General features: G+C 44.2%; 22 protein-coding genes. 8 read left to right on the forward strand and 14 right to left on the reverse strand.

The window, feature by feature from the left end:
• The first annotated feature begins 23 nt into the window (after positions 1 to 23).
• From BMX56_RS20535 to BMX56_RS20555, 5 genes are all read left to right on the forward strand, one after another.
• Positions 24 to 749: a YebC/PmpR family DNA-binding transcriptional regulator gene (locus BMX56_RS20535; RefSeq protein WP_090651649.1), complete on the forward strand. Its 726-nt coding sequence runs from the start codon at positions 24 to 26 to the stop codon at positions 747 to 749.
• A 190-nt stretch (positions 750 to 939) separates the two neighbouring features.
• Positions 940 to 1,155 (forward strand): DUF2442 domain-containing protein, encoded by a 216-nt coding sequence (locus BMX56_RS20540; protein WP_090651542.1) that lies wholly within the window; start codon positions 940 to 942, stop codon positions 1,153 to 1,155.
• 88 nt (positions 1,156 to 1,243) lie between these two features.
• On the forward strand, positions 1,244 to 2,248 hold the full coding sequence (locus BMX56_RS20545; protein WP_090651543.1) for a hypothetical protein: 1,005 nt from the start codon (positions 1,244 to 1,246) through the stop codon (positions 2,246 to 2,248).
• Between the two features lie 296 nt (positions 2,249 to 2,544).
• Entirely contained in the window at positions 2,545 to 4,932 is a 2,388-nt protein-coding gene (locus BMX56_RS20550; RefSeq protein ID WP_090651544.1) for a DUF2339 domain-containing protein, read from the forward strand.
• Positions 4,901 to 6,139 (forward strand): DUF3999 family protein, encoded by a 1,239-nt coding sequence (locus BMX56_RS20555; RefSeq protein ID WP_090651545.1) that lies wholly within the window; start codon positions 4,901 to 4,903, stop codon positions 6,137 to 6,139. Before BMX56_RS20550 ends, BMX56_RS20555 begins: the two co-directional genes overlap by 32 nt.
• A 258-nt stretch (positions 6,140 to 6,397) precedes the next feature.
• On the opposite strand, the gene BMX56_RS20560 is transcribed toward BMX56_RS20555, so the two are convergent.
• From BMX56_RS20560 to BMX56_RS30620, 3 genes are all read right to left on the reverse strand, one after another.
• Positions 6,398 to 7,327, reverse strand: coding sequence for a TIGR01777 family oxidoreductase (locus BMX56_RS20560; RefSeq protein ID WP_090651546.1), 930 nt, complete (start codon positions 7,325 to 7,327; stop codon positions 6,398 to 6,400).
• 4 nt (positions 7,328 to 7,331) lie between these two features.
• On the reverse strand, positions 7,332 to 8,150 hold the full coding sequence (locus BMX56_RS20565) for a DCC1-like thiol-disulfide oxidoreductase family protein (protein ID WP_090651547.1): 819 nt from the start codon (positions 8,148 to 8,150) through the stop codon (positions 7,332 to 7,334).
• Positions 8,151 to 8,292: 142 nt separating this feature from the next.
• A complete protein-coding gene (locus BMX56_RS30620) occupies positions 8,293 to 11,094 on the reverse strand; it encodes a PKD domain-containing protein (RefSeq protein ID WP_090651548.1) in 2,802 nt (933 codons plus the stop codon).
• A gap of 392 nt (positions 11,095 to 11,486) precedes the next feature.
• Between BMX56_RS30620 and BMX56_RS20575 the strand changes: the two genes are divergently transcribed.
• Positions 11,487 to 12,179, forward strand: a complete 693-nt coding sequence (locus tag BMX56_RS20575) for an OmpW/AlkL family protein (protein ID WP_090651549.1) — start codon at positions 11,487 to 11,489, stop codon at positions 12,177 to 12,179.
• 157 nt (positions 12,180 to 12,336) lie between these two features.
• Here BMX56_RS20575 and dnaA read toward each other — a convergent pair whose 3' ends face one another.
• From dnaA to BMX56_RS20590, 3 genes are all read right to left on the reverse strand, one after another.
• Positions 12,337 to 13,764 carry a chromosomal replication initiator protein DnaA gene (gene dnaA, locus BMX56_RS20580; protein WP_090651550.1) on the reverse strand — a complete coding sequence of 476 codons (1,428 nt, stop codon included), beginning with the start codon at positions 13,762 to 13,764 and terminating at the stop codon, positions 12,337 to 12,339.
• A gap of 435 nt (positions 13,765 to 14,199) precedes the next feature.
• The gene (locus BMX56_RS20585) at positions 14,200 to 15,744 is read right to left on the reverse strand and encodes an acyl-CoA mutase large subunit family protein (RefSeq protein WP_090651551.1); all 1,545 of its coding nucleotides are present in this window, start codon (positions 15,742 to 15,744) and stop codon (positions 14,200 to 14,202) included.
• A 6-nt stretch (positions 15,745 to 15,750) separates the two neighbouring features.
• A complete protein-coding gene (locus BMX56_RS20590; RefSeq protein ID WP_090651552.1) occupies positions 15,751 to 16,281 on the reverse strand; it encodes a DUF7935 family protein in 531 nt (176 codons plus the stop codon).
• Positions 16,282 to 16,374: 93 nt separating this feature from the next.
• On the opposite strand from BMX56_RS20590, the gene BMX56_RS20595 reads away from it, so the two are divergent.
• Positions 16,375 to 16,722 carry a HesB/IscA family protein gene (locus BMX56_RS20595; RefSeq protein WP_090651553.1) on the forward strand — a complete coding sequence of 116 codons (348 nt, stop codon included), beginning with the start codon at positions 16,375 to 16,377 and terminating at the stop codon, positions 16,720 to 16,722.
• Between the two features lie 275 nt (positions 16,723 to 16,997).
• Entirely contained in the window at positions 16,998 to 18,236 is a 1,239-nt protein-coding gene (locus BMX56_RS20600) for an ABC transporter permease (RefSeq protein ID WP_090651554.1), read from the forward strand.
• A 119-nt stretch (positions 18,237 to 18,355) separates the two neighbouring features.
• On the opposite strand, the gene BMX56_RS20605 is transcribed toward BMX56_RS20600, so the two are convergent.
• From BMX56_RS20605 to BMX56_RS20640, 8 genes are all read right to left on the reverse strand, one after another.
• Positions 18,356 to 18,823 (reverse strand): phosphatidylglycerophosphatase A family protein, encoded by a 468-nt coding sequence (locus BMX56_RS20605; protein WP_090651555.1) that lies wholly within the window; start codon positions 18,821 to 18,823, stop codon positions 18,356 to 18,358.
• A 117-nt stretch (positions 18,824 to 18,940) separates the two neighbouring features.
• A complete protein-coding gene (locus BMX56_RS20610) occupies positions 18,941 to 19,759 on the reverse strand; it encodes a TerC family protein (RefSeq protein ID WP_090651556.1) in 819 nt (272 codons plus the stop codon).
• A gap of 37 nt (positions 19,760 to 19,796) precedes the next feature.
• Positions 19,797 to 20,759, reverse strand: a complete 963-nt coding sequence (locus BMX56_RS20615) for a hypothetical protein (protein WP_090651557.1) — start codon at positions 20,757 to 20,759, stop codon at positions 19,797 to 19,799.
• A gap of 410 nt (positions 20,760 to 21,169) precedes the next feature.
• A complete protein-coding gene (locus BMX56_RS20620) occupies positions 21,170 to 22,312 on the reverse strand; it encodes a toxic anion resistance protein (RefSeq protein ID WP_090651558.1) in 1,143 nt (380 codons plus the stop codon).
• A 93-nt stretch (positions 22,313 to 22,405) separates the two neighbouring features.
• Positions 22,406 to 23,020: a TerD family protein gene (locus BMX56_RS20625; protein ID WP_090651559.1), complete on the reverse strand. Its 615-nt coding sequence runs from the start codon at positions 23,018 to 23,020 to the stop codon at positions 22,406 to 22,408.
• A 5-nt stretch (positions 23,021 to 23,025) separates the two neighbouring features.
• A complete protein-coding gene (locus tag BMX56_RS20630) occupies positions 23,026 to 23,580 on the reverse strand; it encodes a TerD family protein (protein ID WP_090651560.1) in 555 nt (184 codons plus the stop codon).
• Positions 23,570 to 24,415, reverse strand: coding sequence for a phosphoribosyltransferase family protein (locus BMX56_RS20635; protein WP_090651561.1), 846 nt, complete (start codon positions 24,413 to 24,415; stop codon positions 23,570 to 23,572). Before BMX56_RS20635 ends, BMX56_RS20630 begins: the two co-directional genes overlap by 11 nt.
• A complete protein-coding gene (locus BMX56_RS20640) occupies positions 24,415 to 25,107 on the reverse strand; it encodes an HAD family hydrolase (protein WP_090651562.1) in 693 nt (230 codons plus the stop codon). Before BMX56_RS20640 ends, BMX56_RS20635 begins: the two co-directional genes overlap by 1 nt.
• Between the last annotated feature and the right edge of the window lie 100 nt (positions 25,108 to 25,207).

A 25,207-nucleotide genomic window follows, 5' to 3' on the forward strand; every position in this document is an offset into this window, starting at 1 on the left:
GGACCATCGACAAAACAAAAGTTATGGGAAGAGCATTTGAATTCCGCAAAGAAAGAAAGTTTAAGCGCTGGGCCAAAATGGCGGTGCAGTTTACCCGTTTAGGGAAAGAAATTGTAATGGCCGTAAAAGCAGGCGGTGGCGATGTAAATACCAACTCGCGCTTACGTACCGCGGTACAAAACGCCAAGGCCGTAAATATGCCTAAAGACCGCGTGGAAGCCGCCATAAAACGTGCCAGCAGCCGCGACGAAAAAGATTACGAAGAGCTTGTATATGAAGGCTATGCGCCTTATGGCGTTGCCGTTTTGGTTGAAACAGCTACCGATAATACGAACCGCACAGTTGCCAACGTGCGCAGTTATTTTACCAAATATGGCGGCTCGCTTGGAAAAACCGGCTCGTTAGATTTTATTTTTACCCGCAAATCGGTATTCACCTTTGAGCCGGGCGACCGCGACCTGGAGGAATTAGAGTTTGAACTGATTGATGCCGGCCTGGAAGACCTGTTTGTTGAAGCAGATGAAGAAGGAAAAGACATCGGCGTTATCCACACCGCGTTTGAAGATTTTGGAAAAATGCAAAAAGCGCTGGAAGAAGCCGGAGTTGAAGTAAAATCGGCCAAACTGGAGCGTGTACCGCAATCGTTCCATGAAGTAACCGAAGAACAAGTAGTTGATATCATGAAACTGATTGACCGTTTGGAAGAGGACGACGACGTACAGGCGGTGTACCATAACATGGCGGAATAAACTTTGATTTGAAAATTTGAGGATTTGAAAATTTGAAGATGGTTTGATAGGGTAGTAATTTGAAGACGGCCTGATAAAGGCGGAAATTATTTTTAAGCGCTGATGCTTTTTTATTTTCAAATCCTCAAATCAATAGTGCTTTTTTCATTTTCAAATTGACACATCTTCAAATTCTCAAATTAAAAGAAACATGCCACTATTCAGCTCACGTAAGGAAGAAAAGAAAGTAAAAGTAAGCTTTGCTAACGGCCTGCTTTTTGTAGAAAAACCCGATGGTAAGCAACAAGCTTTCCCGCTGGAGTGGTTCCCCAAACTGATGAACGCTACCGACGAGGAACGTGACGACTGGAAACAAACAGATAAAGGCATCCACTTTAATCAATTGGATGTGGACGTGACTTTATAGAGTCAAGATACAAGAATCAAGAATCAAGAGTTTTGAATGCAGACGATTTGTCTTGATTCCTGACTCTTGATTCTAATATCTAATTCTTATGCTATTCGAAGAGTTTTTTAAAAAGAAAAAGATTGACCTTGCTGCCTTACAAGTAGCCGAGGGATCATTGTTTTCGGAATTTAAAGATCACTTTGAGCAAATGGGCGAGAAAAGTTTTGATCATACCAAAAAATACTGGTTCAATAAACTAAGGCGCCGGTTTCCGTTGGCACCCGAAATTAAAACCGAACGGTTACACATTGCCAATCCTTTGGCCGAACAAACGATTACCGATGGTTTGACAACACCCGCAACACCATCTCCAAAAGTTGGTTTTACGCCAAAATTCAGGGCCACAGCGGTGCCACCAAAACCTGTTGAAGAAAAGCCTGAAGAAACGACACCGGCAGGTGCATCAATACCATCCGAAAATATGGTACCCAAACCAGCATTTAAACCACGTTTTAACCCGGGCATGGTGAAACCCAAAGCGGTTGAAGGTGCAGATGCTATTGAACAAAAAACGGATGTTGCAGGTGGAGCGGCTACACCGCCCGCAGAAACACCTGCTGCGAAGCCTCCCGGTTTTAAACCACGGTTTAACGCGGCAATGGTAAAGCCAAAACCCGCTGAAGAAAAGGATGCCCCTGCTGATGAGCCGGAAGTAAAAGAACAGTCACCTGTACCAGCCGCCGAAACGCCTGTTGCCAAACCCGGCTTTAAGCCACGGTTTAACGCGGCCATGATGAAGCCAAAGCCTGCCGAAGAAAGCGATGCCCCTGCTGATGAGCCGGAAGTAAAAGAACAGCCACCTGTACCAGCCGCTGAAACGCCTGTTGCCAAACCCGGCTTTAAGCCACGGTTTAACGCGGCCATGATGAAGCCAAAGCCCGTTGTAGAAGAAGATGTAACTCCGGCGCCCGAAGTAAAAACCGAACCCCTTGCACCATGGCCACCTGAAGCAGAAAGCGCCGGGCCCGCCACAGAAACGCCTGCCGCTAAGCCAGTTTACAAGCCCAAATTCAACATGAAAAACCTGCCGAAAAAACCGGACCAGGAATAGTTTTCCCGGTAAAGTATGCTGTAAACTTTCCTGAAGTTATGAAAATGCAAATGGTGCATATCGCGACGCGGGGCTAAAAAATGAAAGAATAAACTTCGCCCTCTGTACGGCGTAACCCGGCGGGTGGTCGGCCGGCGCTGCGTAGCCGGCGTTCAAACTGATGTTGATGTAACCGCACTACATTCTGCCTGTCGCAGTTATGCATCTTTGCGTTCAGGAACAAACCCCTCTTATTTGTTAAAAACACGTATTAATATCATAATTCCGCTATCTTTAATTTTAATAAACCTAAGGCTATGGATTTTTTTATCGTTGTTTTACTCATATTGATTATTGTTTTAATTGTAAATAACAAAAGCAGTGTTGGCCGCCATATAGAAGCGCTTGAAACCCAGGTACTGGAGTTAAAGCGGATGATTGAGCATTTGCGGGTATCCAAACTGACGGAAGACCATCCCAAACGCGAAGAGGTTGCTAAACCTGTTATCAAAGACATTCCCGTTATAAAGGCCCCCGAACCTCCTGTTTTACCGGTTCCTCCAGTAATAAAACCTGAGCCGGAACCTGTTAAAGTTGAAAGACAACCCCAAGTAATCAGCGATAGCATACCTGCTATTAACCGCCCTGTAAAAACAAACGCACCCACCCCACCGGTACCCGAACAGCCACAGCTTTCCTTTTTTGAACGCTACCCCGATCTGGAGAAATTCATTGGCGAAAACCTGGTTAATAAAATAGGTATAGCCATATTGGTGTTGGCCATTGGCTACTTTGTAAAATTCGCTATTGATAGCGGCTGGGTTGGCCCTGCCGGCCGTGTAGGTATTGGTATTGCCTGCGGCGCTATATTGGTAGGTATTGCCCATTGGTTACGCAACAGTTATAAAGCGTTCAGCTCGGTATTGGCTGGTGGCGGTTTGGCCGTGTTTTATTTTACCATAACGCTGGCCTTTCACCAGTTTCACCTGTTCAGCCAAACCGCGGCATTTATTATCCTTATTGTTATTACCATTTTCGCGGTGCTGCTTTCATTGCTATACGATAAGCAAGAACTTGCGGTTATAGCGCTTGTTGGCGGTTTTGCCAGCCCCTTTATGGTGAGCACAGGCAAAGCCAATTACGATGCTTTATTTATTTACCTGCTCATACTGAATACCGGCCTGCTCATCATTGCCTATTATAAAGCATGGCGGGTGCTCAATATCGTATCATTCGCATTTACGGTCATTGTATTTGGCGGGGTTGTGTATACGCTCACGGCCCCAACCTATCATTACGGGTTAATTTACGGCAGTATATTTTATGTACTTTACTTCGCCATCAATGTGGCCAATAACGTTAAGGAGAAAAAAAAATTTATCGGGTCAGATTTCAGCATCCTGCTAATCAATACCGGGCTTTATTTTGCGGCCGGCTTGTACCTGCTCACCGCAATGCACCAGGAGCAATTCCGCGGGTTGTTTTGCATTAGTTTGGCAGTAGTAAATCTCATCCTGTCATACATCCTGTTCCGTAACCGCAAGGTTGATACCAATGTATTGTACCTGCTTATTGGCATTACGCTCACCTTTATATCGCTGGCTGCGCCTATTCAACTGCATGGCAACAGTATTACCCTGTTCTGGGCTGCCGAAACCGTGGTGCTTTACTGGTTATATCTCCGTTCGTCAATCAAATTAATGAAGCTTACCTCGCTTATTTTATGGATAGCCATGTTGCTAAGCCTGCTGATGGACTGGTCCCAGATTTACCCCGATCACCTTATTAAGCTAACCGTTATTGCAAACAGGGGCTTTATTACAACGCTGGTAGCCGCCATCAGCTCGTTCCTCTTATCGGTGCTGGTAAGCCGCGGCGAAAGTGACGACACCGGGATAAAATTCAGCAAGCATATATTCAGCTCCGTAGGGTTGGGGCTGTTATTTTTAAGCGGCCTTGTCGAGATTAACCACCAGTTTTTAAACAGGTATCCAGATACATCGCTCAATATATTGTACATGATGCTGTATACGCCGGCTTTTATACTGGGCTATTACCTGGTATCGTTAAAAGTACCGGCAATTCAATTTAGTAACAACATCCGGATAGCCATACTTTGGGTTTGTATTATCATATACCTGGTTTTAATGCCGCAGTATTTTGGCTTATTAGCAGATATCCTCACCGGCAAAAAAACACCTTCGGGCCATTTTGCAGCACACTGGATAAGCGCCGTGCTTATCGGCCTGTTATTTTACCGTACCATCCGCCTTTGCCAAACCACTATGGACGAAGGGATGAAAACGCTTTTCACCTGGATCCTGAGCGCCGGCATTGTAGTGTTTTTAAGCCTGGAGTTTTGCCTGCTTAGTAACCTGTTATTTTACAGCAATATGCACTCCATTGAACGTGTAGAAACGGTGTACGTTAAAACCACGCTGCCTATATTATGGGGCTTGCTGTCTTTCGTCCTTATGTGGCTGGGTATGCGTAATAAAATGCGCACCATGCGGATAGTATCGTTAACCCTGTTTTCGGTAACGCTGCTCAAACTGTTTACTTATGATATTGTAGATATACCGCAGGCCGGAAAAATAGCGGCATTCTTTTGCCTGGGCGTACTGCTGCTTATTATATCCTTCATGTACCAAAAGGTTAAAAAAATTATTGTCGATGATGAAACTGCTAAAAACAAGGAAAACTAACATTGCCTTAACCGTTTTTTTTTGTGGATTGATGTTTACGGCATCGGCGCAAAAAAGCTTTAAATATGGCGCTGCCCTGCAACAGGTGGATAGTACGGGCTTTTACCGCATCAGCCTGAAACCCGGCTTTGTGGCCAAGGCCGGGAATGACATGGCCGATATCCGCATTGCCGATGCCAAAGGCAACTTTGTGCCTTACATACAGGCCGGCAGCCTGCCGCAAAGAAATCAGCAAAGCTTTGTTGTTTTTAACCGGGTAGATGCGCGCCTGCCGGCCGATACAGGCACCACTTATGTAGTTGAAAATAAAACAGGCCTGGCGCTTGATAGGCTGTGGATAAAACTGCAAAATACCGCCGTGCAACGCAAGGTAAACCTGATGGGTAGCGACGACCTGCAGCAATGGTTTGCCATACAGGAAAACATCCCCTTGCAGGAGGCAGTACAAAACAGCGAAGGCTCCTACATGCAATTGCTCTCGTTCCCGGCCAGCAGCTATCGTTATTTGAAAATGCTGGTAAACGATAAAAACAAAACCCCTATTAAGTTTTTGCAGGCCGGTATTTATACCGAATATGCCAAAACGCTGGCTTATACACCCATCCCCTCGCTTCGGTTTACGCATGCCGACAGCAATAAAACCACCTTTATCAGCATAAAACTAAATGATAATTACCAGGTAAATAAGCTGCATTTAAATATCAGCGCGCCTAAATACTTCAAACGGAACATAACGGTGTACCAAATTATTGGCGGCTATAAAGAAGTTGTTGCCGAAGCTGAATTAAATTCGACCAAAAATAACGACCTGTTGTTTTCTGCGAAGGCCAGCCAGCTGTTGTTACAGATAGCCAATGGCGATAACCAGCCATTAACCATTACCGGCATTGATGCTTACCAAACCGACCAGTACCTGGTAAGTTATCTTGATGGCAAACAAAGCTACCGCCTGCTTGCCGGCGATTCGACCGCGCAGACACCAGAATACGACCTGAAGTTTTTTGCCGATAGCATAAAGGATAATATCCCAACCATTAGCCACGGAGCTGTTGTTAAAAACAATACTGTTTTGCAGGCCCAGGCCAAAGCCGGAAAGGATTATACCGTATTGATTTGGGTGGCCATTATAATTGCTTTGGGGCTTTTGCTACTGCTTACTTTGAAAATGACGAAAGAGGTGGGGAAGAAAGTGGGGGATGATATTTAAATGCGGGCTGTTACTCCTCAATATATTTTGCTGATTTTCAGGTTTTGCAATTTTTAAGGGGAAAATGAGGTGCATCAAACGTAGACTCGCCAGCGTTCAAAGCTGATGCTTATTTGATCTCAAATACGTTATGGATGCAGAATTTTCGGCAAACGCTATTTCCCCGATCTGTGTCCTCACAGATTAATGTTCTCCGTTTGATCCGGTAAGCCGACAGCATAGCGGCAAGATGCCTGTGAGGACACAGGCATCCGATTCCTACCCCCTTATACTCAAAATATCATGTATCGCATATTCCGCCTTTTCATACTGAAACGTAAACCCGGCATCCAGTAAGCGCTGCGGTTTTACCCAGCGGCTTTTTAATATCAGTTCCGGCTCTGTACCGATAACCAGGGCGCCAATCTCCAACAACCATTGTGGTGCGGGCAGGCCAACAGGCATACCATATGCTTTGCGGATGAGTTGCATAAAGTCGGCGTTCTTTTCGGCATAGGGTGCGGCGCAATTGTAAACGCCTTCCGTTTCGGGATGATCAAGCAAAAATTGGGTGCTGCGGGCTACATCGTGCTCATGCACCCAGGCAAGGTATTGTTGCCCGCCGCCTTGCCGGCCTCCCATTCCCATTTTTACCAGGTTGAGCAGGCGCGGAAAAACACTGCCGCTGCGACCAAGCGCGATGCCCAGGCGCAAAGCTATTTTACGGGTGTGAGGCGTTTCGCACTTAAAGAAAGTGCTTTCCCAGATGTTGCATACGTCGATACTGAACCCGTAACCTATCTCGCCGGTTGCTTCGTCCTGCGGATGGTCTTCTGCGTGGCGGTAAATGGTGGCAGCGGTAATGTTGATCCACAGTTTTGGCGGGTCAACCATTTTATGGATGGCATCGCCTAATAATTTGGTAGGTATAACACGTGAGGCGATGATCGCAGCTTTGTTCTTTTTGGTATAGCGGCAGTTTACATTTTTACCGCAAAGGTTAATGAGCATATCGGCGTGGATGAGCTGTACTGTCCAGCCATTTTCTGTTTTGCCATCCCAAACTACCGTGCGGATGTTATCAACAGCGGGAGCTTGTTTGCGGGCCAGGATAATAACCTCATCGGCCAAATCTTTATAATATTGGGCCAGCACAGTACCCAGGTAACCATTGCCACCCGCCAATACTATCTTTTTGTATGCTTTCATGATGTCAGTTTAGGATAAGGATCAATAAAACAATGCGGTAAATTACCCAGCTGATGGTCATTACCCGGCCCAATTGCAGCAGCTTTGTACGGCGGATGTGCTCTAAAAACATCAGCCCGGCCACACCTATAAAAAACATGGTGCACATTAACGGCCCGGGATGAAACCAATGGTTAACAGCAAGCGGGATAAGCAGCAGCAAACTGCCGGCAAAAGAGATAGTCATCATGTTGCCCAGGTAGGCCCAAAGCTTGTTTTTGGCATAGGTGCTGACTATAATGGCCTGGAAAATGATTTGTCCGCCGCAAATCAGGTATTCGCGGTAAGCATTGCCCGGCGGTACCATGCCCACCAGCAAATGCGCATAGCGGGTTAATATATACGCGGTGCAAAACCAGGTAAACAGCAGGTAGGCTATCCGGTAATGGAGTTTAAAAGAAGGTTTGTAAGCAAAGTCCGTATCCTCATGAACCGGCGGAATGATAACCCGCCTGTTGTAGGAGATAAAAGCATATACCTTACTCATCAGCCAAACAAAAGGTTTAAAAGCAAATAAGGGTGTAAATACCGGCCAGGCGTTGCCCAATATTTTAAACAGGCTTTGGATGCCATAAGTAACCTCGCCGCTTTTTAGGTTGATAAGGGCTATTTCGTTAACGGCACGTTGCCTGTCATAAACCGGGCAGGTGTTTTGGGGCATGGTCTGGTAAGCAGTCCTGCCACCATCATCAAGCATGCCGGTTTTTACAAAGGCTTTGGTATAAACACTGCACATGGGGCATTCGGCATCAAAAAGGATCATGTGGTTGTTAAGCGTTTTCATTGTTGCGGGTATTGTTGTTGATTAACAATACAAACATACAGTTTATTTTATATTTTCAATAATTATTGAAAATATAAAATAAAAAAACAAATAGGTTATTTTCAACCGTCACGTCCTTTAATTTTTAGTCTGCTTTTGCAAATTACCTGACAATAGTCAACGACCCCGACATGGTACTCCTGCCATGTTTGGGGTTGATGATATAGTAGTATACGCCACCGGGCACGGCTGCACCATTGTAGGTTCCATCCCAGGGGACAGCATACCCTACCGAAGCAAATAACCTGGCGCCGTAGCGGTTATAAACTTCAACCGTGCAGTTAGTGTAGGTGTTCAGGTATTTGATATTCCATTGGTCGTTAACGCCATCGCCATTGGGCGAGAAGGCATTAGGTACCACCGGCCCCTGCAATACCGAAACATTCACCTGCCCGCTTACCTGGCAGCCCGAGTTGTTGGTTACCGTGAGTGTATAGGTGATATCGTCGGTAGGTGTAACCGTTGGGTTTAACAAAGTAGCATCATTAAGATAAGTTGCCGGCGACCATAAATATGTGAGGCCGGTACCCGTTGCAGTAGCCGGCAGCTTGGCAGTTCCGCCCGATAATACTGTTATATCTGGCCCCGTAGTAATAACCGGGATAGGATTTACCGTAATAGCCTGGCTTGCCGAGACCGGGCAGGAATTTGTGGCTGTATAAACATAAGTTATAGTAAAAGTGCCTGCCCCTGCTGCAGCCGGATCAAACAAACCAGCACTGCTTACCCCTGTGCCCGAGTATACACCCGTACCGGCTACCCCGGCAGTTTCCTGGGCGGCCAACTGTACAGTGCCGCCGTTAACACATACTGCCGATGGCGCGGTAAATGTTATATCGGGTACGGCAAGCAGCGTAATGGTTTTATCCATAACGGATACACAGCTACCGCCAGAATAAGCTACCATGCGCACCTGGTAGTTTTGCGTGGCCGGGGTATGGAAAGCCGTATAGGTGTGGTAATATAGCTTGCCGTAGGCCGGGCTTTCATCGGTTTCAACTGTGCCGGGGTTATTGCCATAATCATAATACCACTCTATTTTGGTAATACTGCCAAAATCCACAGTAGAGGTGTTGGTGAAGCTTACCTGCTGATCGCTGCACAGCGCCGATGAATTGGCTACAGTAAATGATGCTACCGGTATGGATCCATTTACGGTAAAACTTTGGGTGATGGTGGATGTACAGCCACTTGCCGATGTTACCGTAAGCGTAACCTGGTACACCGCCGCCCGGGTATATTTATGCGACGGGTTTTTCAGGGTGGATGTATTGGGATTGGCGGTAGTTGCGTTGGCATCGCCAAAATTCCACAAATAGGTAAAACTACCGGTGGTGTTATCGGCAATAGTGCTGTTATCTGTAAACGTAGCCGATGCATCGGCCAGGCAAACATCGGGCATACTGAATGCCGCTACCGGCAGCGGACTTACTGTAAGGCTTTTTGTAAGCACAGCCGTACACCCGCCCGTATTGGTAATGGTTAGCTTTAAACTATAAGTGCCTGCATTGGCGTACAGGTGAGTAAAAGCTGTATTGGTGGTTTTGGTTTCGGTTGTGCCGTCGCCGTAATCCCAAAGCCAGGTTGTAATTGTACCCGTGCCTGTTGTTGATTGATCGGTAATGGTAACCGCTTGGGTTAAACAATCGGGCGTGGTAAAGCTGAACGCCGCTACAGGCAACGCATTAATAGTTACGGTTTTGGTAGCAACCGACGGTGTGCAGCCAGTATTGCCTGCTACGGTAAGTGTTACTGTATAAGTGCCGGTTTTAGCGTAGGTATGTGTAGGGCTTTGTAATGCCGATGTTTGCCCGTCGCCAAAGTTCCAGGCCCATGATTGTATGGTTGATCCGTTGGTTACCGAGGCATCGGTAAATACATTTGCCGTGCCCAGGCAGGTTTGATTGGCAACGGTAAATGCGGCTACCGGCGCCGGGGTAACTGTCAGCGTTAAATTATTGGATGCCACAACGCAACTGGCCGATGTGATATTTGCTGTTATAGCCGAAACCAGGCGGTATAGGTAGGTACCGGCCGTGGTAGGTGCGGTTATAGTATAAGTAGTTGCTGTGCCAGCGGTGCTTAGGTCTGTCCATGCGCCATTGGTATATACCTGTAGTTTTTGCACATAGCCGCTGGCCAGCGTACTGGTGGCCTTGATGGTATAGGTTTGTGCCGAGCCCGCACAAGTGGTTTCGGTACCTGTGGTTGAACCGTTGAAAGCCGCCGAAACCGTTGATCCGTAAGGACTAAAGGTAATGTCATCTACCGCAAAATCGTTACCCTGAGTGCCGCTGGCATTACTTACCAGTTTAATTACTACGTCGCCTGTACCCGCTGGTAAGGTAAAGTTTGCGGTATAATTATGCCATACGTTACCGGTAGGTACATCGCCGGTTGATACGCCGGTACCTAATTCGGTTACACCATCGGCAGCGTAAATATGAAAAACCATATTAGGCAGTATGCCGCCGGTTGATAATACGTTTTTTATCCAAACGCCAAACTGGTATTGGGTATTGCCGCATAATCCGGGTACAGTTCGGGTATAAACTGTGCCGGCCTGTACGTTGCCGTTTACCACCATCATATAGCCGTTGGTATTGCCAGTTGTTTCATAGTCGTGATCATAACTGGTTACAAAGCCGCCGTGTACCGTAGTATTACTTTGGCTGGCTATGGTGTAATAGTTTTCGCCAATTTGCCCGCTTGCACTGTAAACATAAGTGGTAGATCCCGAATCGGCCGACAGCGCGCCCGCTCTGGAGGCGGTGCCCGATCCAAAGGTTATTTTAACAACCGGATCGCCCAGGCTTTGTGCCCCGGCCCGGCGGAATGAAAACAGGCTGAACAAAAAACATGCGATAAGGGCAAGCAACTTGCCGGGTTTTAAAGTAAACAACATCTATAAGCACAATTAATTATGGGTGAATTGGCGCAACAATACCAGCTGAGTAAGCGAACAGCCAATTTGTACTAAAGATGTTGTAACAACGGCGTATTTATAGCGATGTATCGATTAACGGGCTATTTCAATCGGTAAATGAAACACAACATCACAACATTTAAACTATTGCAGGCTTAAGCATTGGGTAGTTTTTTTGCTGGTTTATGCAGCCGATAGTAAACGGTTAATCAACGGTATGCGAGCCTTTTTAGGTGCATAAGTATGCCGCTGTAAAATTAGCGGTCAACCATCTAAACAGCCATGATTAGTATCATTTTGCTTCATGGCGTTAGGCATATTTAGATATTTTGAAGCAAATACCTTTGACCTGTAATTAAAAATTAAACAACATGAACAAATTATTATTATCCGTTTTTTCAATATTAATGATAACCTCTTTAAGGGGTTTTGGTCAACAAAAAAATGAGTTGGACGTACGCGTTCGCGGCGTATATGTTGCCCCGCAGGAAAGCGCAGCTATTGGTGTAATTGGCGGCGGTATCAATATCAGCAAGGTTGTTATTCCCGAAATTGACTTTACGTACTTCTTTATGAAGGATTTTTCGGCCGAACTGATATTGGGCACATCAAGGCATAAAGTAAACACCACGGCCTCAAATTTAACGGCTATTGGCGGTAGTTCGTCTGCCGATGTTACGTTGGGCAAGGTTTCGCTGTTGCCGCCAACGCTTACACTGCAATATCACCTGCCAACGGGTACTGCATTTAAACCATACTTAGGCGCAGGGGCCAACTATACTATTTTTTATAATGCCAACGCAGGCGGAGTGGTAAAAAACGTTAGCTATCAAAACAAATTTGCCTTCGCCACGCAGGCGGGATTCGATTATGATCTGAATAAGAAATTCTTTTTGAACATAGATGTTAAGAAAGTGTTCTTATCAACCAACGCTACCGTTGACGCATCAAATTTAACACCGGCATCAAATCCGGAACTGGCGCCTGCACTTGCCGGTATCAAAGCTGATGTTAAAATTAATCCGTGGCTGATTGGCATTGGTTTTGGCGCCCGGTTTAAATAAAAATCAGGTAACGATATCAACAAACAACTAATTGCAACCATCGCAGGCAACCATGCTTACGGTGGTTTTTGTATTTATATTATATGTTGGTTTTTTATCAAAAAAAAAGCCCTGCATGTTGATACAGGGCCTATCGTAATATGATTTAATAGGTCGTTTAGGACATTTTTAGCTTCTTTTGGATGTCGGCAACGTAGCCTTTGAACTTTTTATCGGTATCAATCAAATCTTCTACTGTTTGGCAGGCATAAATCACAGTAGAGTGATCGCGGCCACCAAAGAAATTCCCTATTGATTTTAATGAACTTTTAGTATGCGCTTTGGCCAGGTACATCGAAATTTGACGGGCCTGCACAATTTCGCGTTTGCGGGTTTGCGATTTTACCATCTCGATAGGTACTTCAAAGTATTCGCAAACCAGGCTTTGTATATACTCCATCGAAATTTCTTTTGATGAATTCTTCACAAAGTTTTTCAACATTTGTTTAGCAAGGTTCAGGTCAATTTCCTTGCGGTTAAGAGTTGATTGTGCCAGTAATGATACCATTGCGCCTTCCAGTTCACGTACATTGTTATCAATATTATGGGCTACATATTCAATAACATCGTTTGATAGTTCGATACCATCCTGGTAGATCTTATTTTTAAGGATAGCCATACGGGTTTCCAGATCAGGGATCTGTAAATCGGCCGACAGGCCCCATTTAAACCTTGATAACAGGCGTTCTTCTAAACCAGCCAAATCCTTTGGCGCTTTATCTGATGTAATGATCAGTTGCTTGCCGCTTTGGTGCAAGTGGTTAAAAATATGGAAGAAAAAATCCTGAGTTTTTTCTTTACCGGCAAAGTTGTGCACGTCATCCATAATGAGTACATCAATGGCCTGGTAAAAGTTAACAAAATCGTTAATGTTATTATGTTTAAGCGCGTCTACAAATTGCTGTGTAAATTTCTCGCACGATACATAAAGTACCAGTTTATCGGGCAGTGAACGCTTTATTTCGTTACCGATGGCCTGGGCAAGGTGTGTTTTACCTAATCCAACGCCGCCATAAATCATCAATGGGTTAAATGAAGTACCACCTGGTTTGGCGGCTACAGCATAACCGGCCGACCGGGCCAAACGGTTACAGTCGCCTTCAACAAAATTTTCGAAGGTATAGTTCCTGTTTAACTGCGGGTCGACATTCAACTTTTTGAGGCCGGGTATCACAAAAGGATTTTTAATATCCTTATTTATAGAGATAGGGATCGGCATCGACTGATTTTTTGACTCTGCTCCGTTTCCGTTCGAGGGCATATTAGTTGTATAGGGTTTACTTGATGATGATTGCTCAACAACAATATTGTACTCTAAACGCCCTTCATCGCCCAATTGTTTTTTAATTGTTTTGCGCAATAACCCTACGTAGTGCTCTTCAAGCCATTCGTAAAAAAACAAACTTGGTACTTGTATCGTCAAGACACTCCCTTCCATTCTCAAGGCTTTTATCGGCTCGAACCAGGTTTTAAAGCTCTGGGCCGGTATGTTGTCCTTTATGATCTGAAGACAGCTATTCCAAACGTTAGTACAAGTTTTTTCCATAGTAAATATAAGTAATTATTTGATTTCCAACCCCTCAGTCAACTTCTTTTGGGACTGTTACGGAACATCAAATGTGTCCAAAAAAAGTGTATAAAAAAATTAAATTTTCACTTTTTTAACATTTCGTTAGTTATCAACAAAAGTTGTTTTTAAGTATAAAATTTGTATATAACGCAATGTTTTGTAATAAAAAATGCAATTGAATTATTTTAAAATTAATTTTTAGGCTTTTTGATTAATCCGTTAAAAACCACCTGGATAGCCCCGCTTTTTTTGCTGCTATATGGTAAAATAAAGGCAATTGCTTAGCCATTTTAGCCTTTTACGTTGCACTAAAAACTAAAGCACTGGTTTAATGCTTATTAAAAATAAAAGCTGTTCTTTTGTTAATTATGGCACGGTACCCGCACAAATTCTGAAGCCACACCCGCGATACTAATATTCCCCAAAAACCTCCCGCAGTATATCCGCGATTTCTCCTAAGGTAGCATAATTTTCAACCGAAGATACTATAAAAGGCATTAAATTTTCTGTGCCCTCTGCTGCTATTCTTAATTGTTGTAAAGTTGTTTCAACAGCCTGGTTATCCCTTTTGTTTTTGAGTTTTTTAATTTTTTCTATCTGCATTTTGCGGATGGAGTCGTCAACCCTGAACACGCCCGAGGGAGCATCTTCCTGCTGGGTAAATTTGTTTACGCCAACCAGAATTTTTTCGCCGCTTTCGATATCGATCTGGTACTGATAGGCCGATGCGGCTATCTCCTGTTGAATATAATCCTGCTCAATGGCTTTAACGGCGCCGCCCATTGCTTCTATTTTATCCAGGTATAATTGCGCAGCGGCTTCAACCTCGTCGGTCAGGGCTTCTATAAAATATGAGCCCGCCAGCGGGTCTACGGTATCGGTAACTCCACTTTCAAAGGCGATGATCTGCTGGGTGCGCAGGGCTATTTTAGCAGCTGCCTCCGTTGGCAAGGATAGTGCTTCGTCATAACCATTGGTATGCAGCGATTGTGTGCCTCCTAATACTGCGGCCAAAGCCTGGTTGCTTACCCTGATGATATTATTAAGCGGTTGCTGTGCGGTTAAGGTTGATCCACCAGTTTGGGTATGGAAACGCAGTTTCTGCGCCCCGGCATCGGTTGCCCCTAATTCTTTGGTAATATGCGCCCACATTCGCCGTGCGGCCCTGAACTTAGCTATCTCCTCGAAAAAGTTATTATGGCAGTTAAAAAAGAAAGAAAGGCGCTTGGCAAATACATTAATGTCCAGCCCTTTTTCAAGTGCCGCCTTTAAGTAGGCTTTACCATTGGCCAGGGTAAAAGCCAGTTCCTGTACCGCCGTTGAACCCGCCTCGCGAATGTGGTAACCGGATATGGATATGGTATTCCATTTGGGCACCTCCTTGCTGCAATACTCAAATATATCGGTAATTAACCGCATGGATGGCGTGGGCGGGTATATATAGGTACCGCGCGCGGCATACTCCTTTAATATATCGTTTTGAATGGTGCCCGAAATCTGACTTAAATCTGCTCCTTGCTTTTTTGCTAACGCGATGTACATGGCCAGCAAAATAGCAGCAGTGGCATTAATGGTCATGCTGGTGGTGATATCCTTTAGCTGGATGCCATCAAACAATATCTCGATATCTTCTAACGAATCGATGGCGACGCCAACTTTGCCTACCTCGCCTTCGGAAAGCTCATGGTCGCTATCATAACCAATCTGTGTAGGCAGGTCAAACGCTACCGAGAGGCCATTGGTGCCCTGGCTTAATAAATAATGATACCGTTTGTTTGATTCTTCGGCCGTTGAAAACCCCGCGTACTGGCGCATGGTCCAGGCTTTACCCCGGTACATATCTTTTTGAATGCCGCGTGTAAAAGGGAACTGGCCGGGCAGTTCGTCCATTTTGGAAGGTTCGGTGTAAACCTCCTTTATTTCGATACCCGATGTGGTGCTGAATTTTTTAGCCATCGTGGTTTAAAATAATTCTTCCAGGTCCTGTCGTACCAGGTTAACGGCTATCTCATACGGATCATCTTCCAGCTGACTTAGGTGGATGAGCACCGTTTTGCTCAAATCCATTGCGGTGGCGTTTTGGGGAAGTCCTTTCACCGCGTTGTTCACCAGGCTCAGGGTATCGTCCTTTACTCTTTTCATCACGGCCCAAACCCGGCTGCTTACATAAATTTGCTGGGTAACATTGTGCTGAAACTCGGTACGGATCTCGTTAACAATAACAATATGTAAATCGGCAGCCGAAAGGCCGCCCGCATTAAGACGGATGAGCATGTTGGCCGGATTGATACGGTCGATAAATAACACAACACGCTCATAAGCCTGTAACCGTAAAGGTAGGGTTTGGCTGCTTACACTGCGCTTAAGCTCCAGCAGCTGCACCTGGTTTTGTTTATCAAGATGGGGCTTAACCAGGTAAAAGGCTATCCATATAACACCGGCACCGGCAATGGTAAACTTTAAAATATCTAATAAATATTGGGTTGTAAGCATGGTTATTAAAATGTTATACAGAGGTCATAAAATAGCTGTGGATGTAAAAATCCACATTTTACCTTATATTTGTATAGTTAAATATAAAATAAGATGAGTACTGCTGTTGAAATTTTGCCGGTATCATTTACACCGGGCGCCGTTAAGGAACTTTTTAAATTGAAGGACCAGCAAGAGATTGGCGAAGAGTTTGGCCTGCGTGTTGGCGTTGAGGGTGGTGGCTGCTCGGGTATGAGCTACGTACTGGGCTTTGATCAGAAAAAAGATGGCGACCAGGAATATATTATTGACGGCATAAAAGTATTTATGCACAAAGCCCACGGGATGTACCTGATGGGCATGCAAATAGATTTCCAGGATGGCTTAAATGCCCGTGGCTTTACATTTAACAACCCTAATGCAGCAAGCAGCTGTGGTTGCGGAACATCGTTCTCGGTATAAAAATAGAGTCAGGAGTTAAGAACAAAGATTCAAGACTAACAATATTTAAGAAAAGCAGTCAGGTATAAAGTAATGTAAATTTGTAATTTTATTACTTACGATATTTAGGCAACTCGGTGAGTTGCTTTTTTTATTGGTGTGCAAAATAGCGTGAGTCTTATCTATGGAATCCATCATTGCTGTTTTTATTGTTAAACGTATTTACTTTTAAATCGCTGTAACAAACCGGTAGGCTTGTTAGTCATATAACTGCTTATTATTACATAATTACGCCCATGCCGGTAAAAACCTCTTACAGAGAAAATATTTCGATAGCGTTACAATCCATTGCCGGTAACAGGTTACGTACATCGCTTACGGCTTTAATTATTGCCATTGGCATTATGGCACTGGTGAGTATTTTAACGGCAATTGAAGGCATCAGGCAATTTACCAACGATGCGTTTGCCGATTTGGGGGCTAATTCCTTCACCATCCAAAACCGGGGCGAAGGGTTAAACTTTGGCAATGGCGGCCACCGTAAAATGTACCCGCCCATTACTTATGACCAGGCCGACCGTTTTAAAAAGACCTTTAAACTGCCCGTTACCATTGCCGTTAATATTGATGTTACAGGCACCGCTGTTGCTAAATTCGGCAGTGAAAAAACAAACCAGAATATCTCGATATCCGGCTCAAACGAAAACTACCTGGCCACCAGCGGCAAAAAGCTTTCTTTCGGCCGTAATTTTTCAACTTCCGAACTTGAGCACGGATCAAACGTGGTGCTCATTGGTGATGAGATTAAACAAAAACTTTTTAAACACTCCGACCCGGTTAACCAAAACGTTTTTATTGGTGGCAACAAGTATAAAATAGTAGGCGTAATTGCTTCAAAAGGGTCAAGCTCATTTGGTGGCGACAAGTTTTGCATTATCCCGATATTAAAAGCCAAGCAAATTGACACCAATAAAAACGCATCCTATACGGTTACTGTTAAAGTGAAAGGCCCCGGAGCTTTGGATGCTACTATTGGCGAGGCAACCTCATTATTCAGAAATGTGCGGGGGCTTAATGTGGCCAGTCAGGATAATTTTGAAATATCACGAAGCGATTCGATCCAGAAGGAATTATCCGGTCAGCTGCAGGGGATTACAGCAGGAGGGTTTGCCATTAGTATTATAACGCTGATTGGCGCAGCCATAGGCCTCATGAATATTATGCTGGTATCGGTAACCGAACGTACCCGCGAAATAGGGGTGCGTAAAGCCATAGGCGCCACACCCGCCGTAATACGTAAACAGTTTTTAATTGAGGCCATAGTAATTTGCCTCATAGGTGGGGCCGCGGGTATTGTATTAGGTATGGCTGCCGGTAATGTCATTGCCGTTCAGATAAGCGGAACTTTTGCCGTGCCATGGGGATGGCTCGTATTCGCGGTTGTGCTTTGTACATTCATCGGCCTGATATCCGGTTATTACCCGGCTAAAAAGGCCGCAAAGCTGGACCCGGTTGAAGCCTTGCGATACGAATAAGCTGAAGGCTCAAGGCTGAAAGCGGGAATAAAAATGAATAACCCACTGTAATTCTTATCATAATAAAAATGCCGCAAGTTGTTAACGGGCGGCATTTTGCATTAATATCTTTTTTTAAGTTAGCAGGTAAATTTAAGTCTGAATATAATACAAACCAGCCAAAGCACGGCGTTGGAATATACGCCGGCCAGCACGTCGTCCATCATTACACCGGTACCACTGGGCAGGGCTTCCATTTTACGGATACCAAGCGGTTTAACGATATCAAAAAACCTGAACAGCACGAGCCCGCCCAATAAAATGTAAAGGTTTTGCGGTAAAAACAATACCGAGATGAGCATACCGGCAACCTCATCTATCACCACGCGCGAACTATCTTCGCCCCAGTCAGGTTCAACCTTGTTGCTCACGTATACACCCCACAGGGTTATAAGGATGGCTATCGCCAGCAAATAGAACGGATTTTGTAAAGCGGGACATTGCCACAATAACCAAATACCGCCGCAGGTAACTATAGCCGCATAGGTGCCGCCGCCTTTTAAAAAACCGATGCCGAATATGGAAGCTATTATTTTGTTAAAGTTCATTGGTATTCGTTCATTTGTTCACTGGTTCATTTGTTCATTGGTGCGTAGTTTGTTAGACTGATTACTGCCGGCCAGTTTTGCCAACTGCCAACTGAAAACCGCCCACTGCCAACCGAACTACTGCTTATCCAAAACATCCTCCGCGGCTTCGGCTACTTCCGGTTCGATGGTGTGGCGCTTGGGGAAGTTGAATAACAACGATGTTAATACAGGTATAATGAATATGGCTACGGTAAATACCGATGTAGCTATATCGGCTCCTTCGCCTTCCATCATCTTAGAGAAACCTGTTTCGGGGTAAAAGTGGATATATAATGATGCTGATAATTTTAAGCCCAATACTCCTATCACAATAAACGCTACAGTTTCCAGGAAGGTAAATTTTTCCATCAGCTTAACAAAGGCCTGGGCAACAAAACGCATAGCCAGTATACCAATGAATACGCCTATGTAAATCAAAACCACGTGGTCTGTAAAAGCTACCGCAGCGAATACGTTATCAATAGAGAAGGCCAGGTCCATTAATTCAACCAGCGCAACGGTGGCCCAAAACACCCCAAATACACCCACTGTTGATTTATATAACCAATTTTTGCTTTTGTCAACTTCCTCCTCTTCGCCGCCCGCGTTTGCTGCCTGAATTTTACCTTTAAAATAATCAAAGCAAAGGTATAACAGGTATAAGCCACCAATTGGTTTTAGCCACCATATTTTCACCAGCCATGCGGCCAGGAAAAGACAAACGCCCCGCAATACATAAGCGCCAATGATACCATAACGTAAAGCTTTTTTACGCTGATCTTTCGGAAGATCGAGTACCATCGTTGCAAGCACGGCGGCGTTATCTACAGATAGCAAACTTTCTATCAGGATCAGGTTTAAAATAATGAGCAGGCCGGCTTTAATGTCGGGGCCTAAAATTGTATGTAAATCCATATAAACAGGTAATGTATTTTTGTTAAGGTTAAATAAACTAAATTAAATCGGTATTGAGCATGCTTTTTAAAATATTGGCTTGCACATCAATATTGCTGATATTATCCAGGAAGGTGATATCCGAGATCTTTTTATAATTGTCGGCAAGCAGGGCAGCAATTTCTGGCGGCATGTGCGCTTTCATCGCAGCGGCATTGCCTTCAAGCCGGTCATTCTTGTCTTTCAGTTCATACATCAGCCGCTCTTTTTTCGACATGTTGGTGGTCATATCCAGCCCGGCTATCTTTGCAACGTCAAAAAAAACAAACAGGTTATCGCCGGGGGCATATATAAAATACCTGTCGGTATCAATAAACTTGTAAACCTCTATTACCTGGGAGCCCGACTTTAAACCGCAATAAAATTCTGTTTTAAAATCATATTTGCACAACACCCCCATTAGCTTACGCTGAATTTTGGCGTATTCATTTTTGTAAACGTCCGCAAGATTAAAAGCCGTAACTTCTTCCATCAGGTCGGTACTAATAGTATAAAAAAAATCGGCCGCAAACCTTGAGCTAAACGCGTTGATGTTTTTAGACAGCGGATTTTCTGTTGAACTATCAGACAATACCTGGAACAGCTTACGCAACGACAAATTGATCTTGAGTGCCTGCCTTTGCTTTTCGAGGTTGAAATTTGCCAGGGTATAAGTTGGGTCGTTCAGCCGTTCAATCATTTCGCGGTTAATCTGTATCTCGTCAAACAACAGGCTTACGTTGGTCTCGTTATTTTTTTTGATCTTGCGGAGCAGGTCGATAAGGCTTTGGGTAAACTGGAGGTGGAACAGGTCGAGTTTATTGATATCCAGCTCGGGATTGGCCTCAAACAGCTTATGGATCACCTGGCTGCGCAGGTAAATTTTATAAATCATATCGTCGCCAAAAAATACAGAAAGCAGTTGCAGCTTACTGAGCATCCGGTTACTCTGATTTAAAATATTTAACCTGTTTTCGTCCATGAATCAAGTACAAATTTACGAAAAAAGAAACCCCACCCAAACCCACCCCTGAAGGGCAGGGCTTTAAAAGAAAATCGCCTGTGTCATGCAGGCGATGGGGAAATTATGTCATTGCGAGCGCAGCGCGGCAATCGCGAACTATGTATGGTGTGTAAGATTCGCGATTGCTACCTTCCGTAATAATAACGTGTTTGTAAGTTATAGACTGCCACTATCGAATATCCGTCATTGCGAGGCACGAAGCAATCCCCTACATGCTAAGTCCGACATAGTTCGGGATTGATTCGTACCTCGCAATGACGGTAGTTTAAAGCATTCGTTTAACTATTTCCCTTACACGTCATAACGATTTTTTTCAGCTTTTACCTGATAGATACGCGCATCAACATAAAGGGACAATATGGCTTTGCTTACGCGTTAGTCACGTGCTTTTTCAACTCTGTTTCCAGTGTCTGCAATTCGGTGTTAAGCACCTTCCTGTTGGCAGTACCTTCATCATGAATACGTTTTACCTCGGTAAGGGTTTCAATCAACGATGCGGTTGTGCGTTTCAGGGTATCCAGGGATACTACCGTTTTCTCGTTCTCGCGGGCAACATCAATGCTGTTTTGTTTAAGCAGCTCGGCATTTTTTTGCAGGATGGTGTTGGTGGTATCCGAGATCTTTTTCTGCATTTCCACGTTTTCCTTCTGGCGGTTTAGGGCAACGGCTATGGTGAGCTGATTTTTCCAAACCGGGATGGTGGTTGATACTATGGATTGCGCTTTTTCGGCTATGGTAGTGTTATTGCTTTGCACCACGCGTATTTGTGCCAATGATTGCATCATGATAAACCTTACCACCTTTAAATCGGCAAGGCGTTTATCCAGGCGGTTCACAAAATCGCGCAGGTCGGCAATTTCGTAGTCGTTATAGGCCGATGGGTTGGCATCCATTTGCGCCAATTGCTCATTTAGCTCATTATATTTTAACTGACCGGATATGATCAACTCCTCCATCTGGTGAATGTAGGTTACGTTGCTGTCAAACATGGTTTGCAACGAACTATTGTCCTTAAGCGAGTTAACACGACCTGCCTTGATCTTATTGGTGATCTTATCGATGTTGTTAATCACGGTATCGTACTTCTGGAAAAGCTTTTTGGCATCAAACACCAGCTTTTTCATAAAAGGGATATGCGAGATGAAGGAGGTGAACGCGTTTTGGTTCAGCTCATCTACATCAATATAGTTCAGTTCGGTAAGCAGGTCGTTTATCAGTAAACCAACTTCGCCGGAGTTATAGGTACGTACCGAAGTTAAAAAGTTGTTACTATACTTCTCCATCGAAACCTGCACATCGGTGCCATAGTTAAGGATGGAGTTAACATCTTTAGGGTCGAGGGCTTTGGCCACCTCACTATATTTTTGTACTTCGGTAGGCGTAATGTTAGCTAAATCTACATTGCCTTCCTTATCCAGCAATTTTACAGGAGTTGTTGTTCCCGGCGCCGGAGTTATATCCAGGTTAACCGGGGTTATATTTATCGGGTTGTTATTTGGTGCGCCTTCCATTTTCTTGAGTTTTAAGTTATAATCTGAGGTCTGATTTCTGAGGTCTGATGTCCGATCTCAGGCCACAGACCTCAGAACACCGACCACAGAATATTATAAATAATTATTGGTAACAGTTTTAACGGTTTCTTCCAGTTTGCGGTCGCGGGTTGGTTCGCCAATGGCGTTAAATTTCCATTCGCCGTTCTTTTTGTAAAAAACGCCCATCACCATGGCAACGTGGCCGGCAAAATCTTTGCTGTGTGCAATATCATAGGTAGCAAACACTTCGTTTACGCGGGTTGGCGTACCTTCATAAATGCGGATAGACGCAAAAGGAATGGTGCCAAAATCCTGCCCACGGAAACTGTTCAGCATAAATGCCACGTAAGTTACCGATGCAGGCAAACCTGGAAGGTTTACAGTAATTACTTCATTGTCTATACCGTCGTTGCCATTTAAATCACCGGTAAGATCATCTCCGCTATGTTTTACCGAACCATCTTTTGATTTTAAGTTGCCGAAGTAGATCACATCTATCAGGCGTTTACTTTCATCAAACAAAGCACAGCTGGCGTCAAGGTCAACCGCTTCTTTGGTAACGCCAAAGCCAAAAAGGCCTTTTTTTTCGATGGCCCCCCAGTTAATGCCCACGCAAACACTTTCTAATTTATTGCCGTTACTTTTCTCGAGACTGATGCGTTGTCCCTTTTGAAGATTAATTGCCATAGCTGTTATTGATATTTGTTTAAATAATCCTGCAGGCCGCCTTTCATGCCAACGCCAACAGCTTCAAATTTCCAGTTGTTATCTTTTTTGTAGATGCGGCCAAACTCAACAGCGGTTTCTATCGAGAAATCTTCTTCCAGTTCATACTTCAAAATATCGGCGCCGGTTTCAGCATCAAATATCCTGATGAAGGAGTTGCGTACCTGGCCAAAGTTTTGTTTGCGCGCCTCGGCCTCGTGAATAGTTACCACGATGCAAATTTCCGAGATTTTAGCATCAGCCTTTGATAGATCGACCTTTACCTGCTCGTCATCACCATCGCCCGCGCCGGTAAGGTTATCGCCGGTATGCTCAACTGCGCCATCCGGGGATACCAGGTTGTTATAAAACACAAAATATTCGTCGGCCAGTAATCTTTTATTGTCGCCCAAAATAAAAACAGAGGCGTCTAAATCGAATGCGCTGCCTGTTGATGAGCTATTGGTATCCCAGCCCAGCCCTATAGTGAATTTTGGGGCATGGATGCTTTCGCGCTGGCCTTTTTGCAAATTAATTGCCATGTTTAATCAGATTTTTATTGTTTATAAATAGGTTTTTGCTAATAAAGTTAAGGTTTTGGGCATAGGCATCAATAGTATGGTAACCATTGCCCAAAGCCATATCATATAGCAAGTTTACAAAATCCATTGTTTGGTTTTGTATAAAAATGCTAAAGCAATCGGGATTATAATTTAATATGTATTTAACTATGCGGGTGTTAATAACAAAACTGCCGCTTTGAATAATAGGCTCCAGGTCGAAAATGGTTTTTACCTGGTGATAGTTTAAAAAATTTTCGATGTTGGGGTGGATGTTTTTATTCATCAGTTCGGCAAAGTAAAGCATGTAAATATCATTGCTTAGGCCGTATGCATTCACCATTTTCATGATCATGCGCTCGTGGCTGCCGGTTATTTTAATATCATCCAAAAATATCAGCGTTTTGCCGGTCAAAAAGTCCTTATCAATATGGAACGAATCGTTACCTATCAGGTTCATCCTTTGCTCTGCATCCAGCTCGCCATAATCCTCTTTATAAGTAATAGTGCGGTGTACCTTGGTTTCCTGCACTACCGGGTAGCCGTGTTGTGCCAGCCAGCGGTTAAGCCCGTAAACAAACCATGTTTTCATGGCAAAAGTAGCCGTCGGGATAAACGAATAAGGGCTCGATATCACCACAATTTGTTGCGTTATTGGTTGGGCCAACAGTACTTCTGCTATAAAACCATCAATCAAAGCGCTGCCAAATTCACGGGCTACCGCTTCATCGCCAAATTTGAAACGGCTGTAGCTATCCGGGCAAAAGCCGAAGTTACTATCGTTGCTGATGTGATGTAATGAGTAGGTAGTGTTCATTAACTTAATAAGGCTAAAATAGATTGGTTGTTTGAGTTGATGAGCAAACTTTTTATGCCCGCTGCATGGGCGCCTTCAATATCAGCCTTAGGGTTATCGCCTATATGAATGATATCGCTTAAACGAATATCCTTATTTATATTGACCTGTTTGATATTTTGCAACATTAAATTAAATAAGGCAGGGTTTGGTTTCGACATACCCACTTCGTCCGAGTATAGCTGAAAATCAAAGTAATCGCTCATCTTTAACTCCGCCAGTACCTTTCTTAATGTTGCCCCTTTTATAAAACCGGTATTGCTTAACAAACTAAAGGTACTACCTGTTTTATCTTTTAGATGCTGCAACGTGGAAATTGTTACAGACGAGTATACCAGCGGCATGTAATAGAACAACAGCTTCTCCATATCCAGGTACAGTTTGCCGGTATCAATATCTGATAAGCTAAGCTGGTTGTCATTAATCAGGCTAATCACCATCAGGTACATCTCGTCGGCATCAATGTTTTTGCCTGTACTTTCGTTTACCGCGTTGCACATTAAATCAACCTGCCTGAAGGCTTTGGCCACCTCATCGATGCTTTTACCCATCGGGTTAAAATCCCGGTGGAAGATTTTGGTACGCTCTATTTTAAAATAAGGGTTTGATTTGATCAGCGTAAGCCAGAGATCGAAGGAGTAGTGTTGATACATAGGTTGGTTTGAGAGGGAGTCAAGAATCAAGACAGCTGCACTCGTATGGTGGATTTCTCAGGCCTTATATCGGGTTTTACTCCCATGATAATGGGCTATG

Origin of the sequence: Mucilaginibacter sp. OK283 (assembly GCF_900110415.1) — a bacterium.
Lineage (GTDB): Bacteria > Bacteroidota > Bacteroidia > Sphingobacteriales > Sphingobacteriaceae > Mucilaginibacter.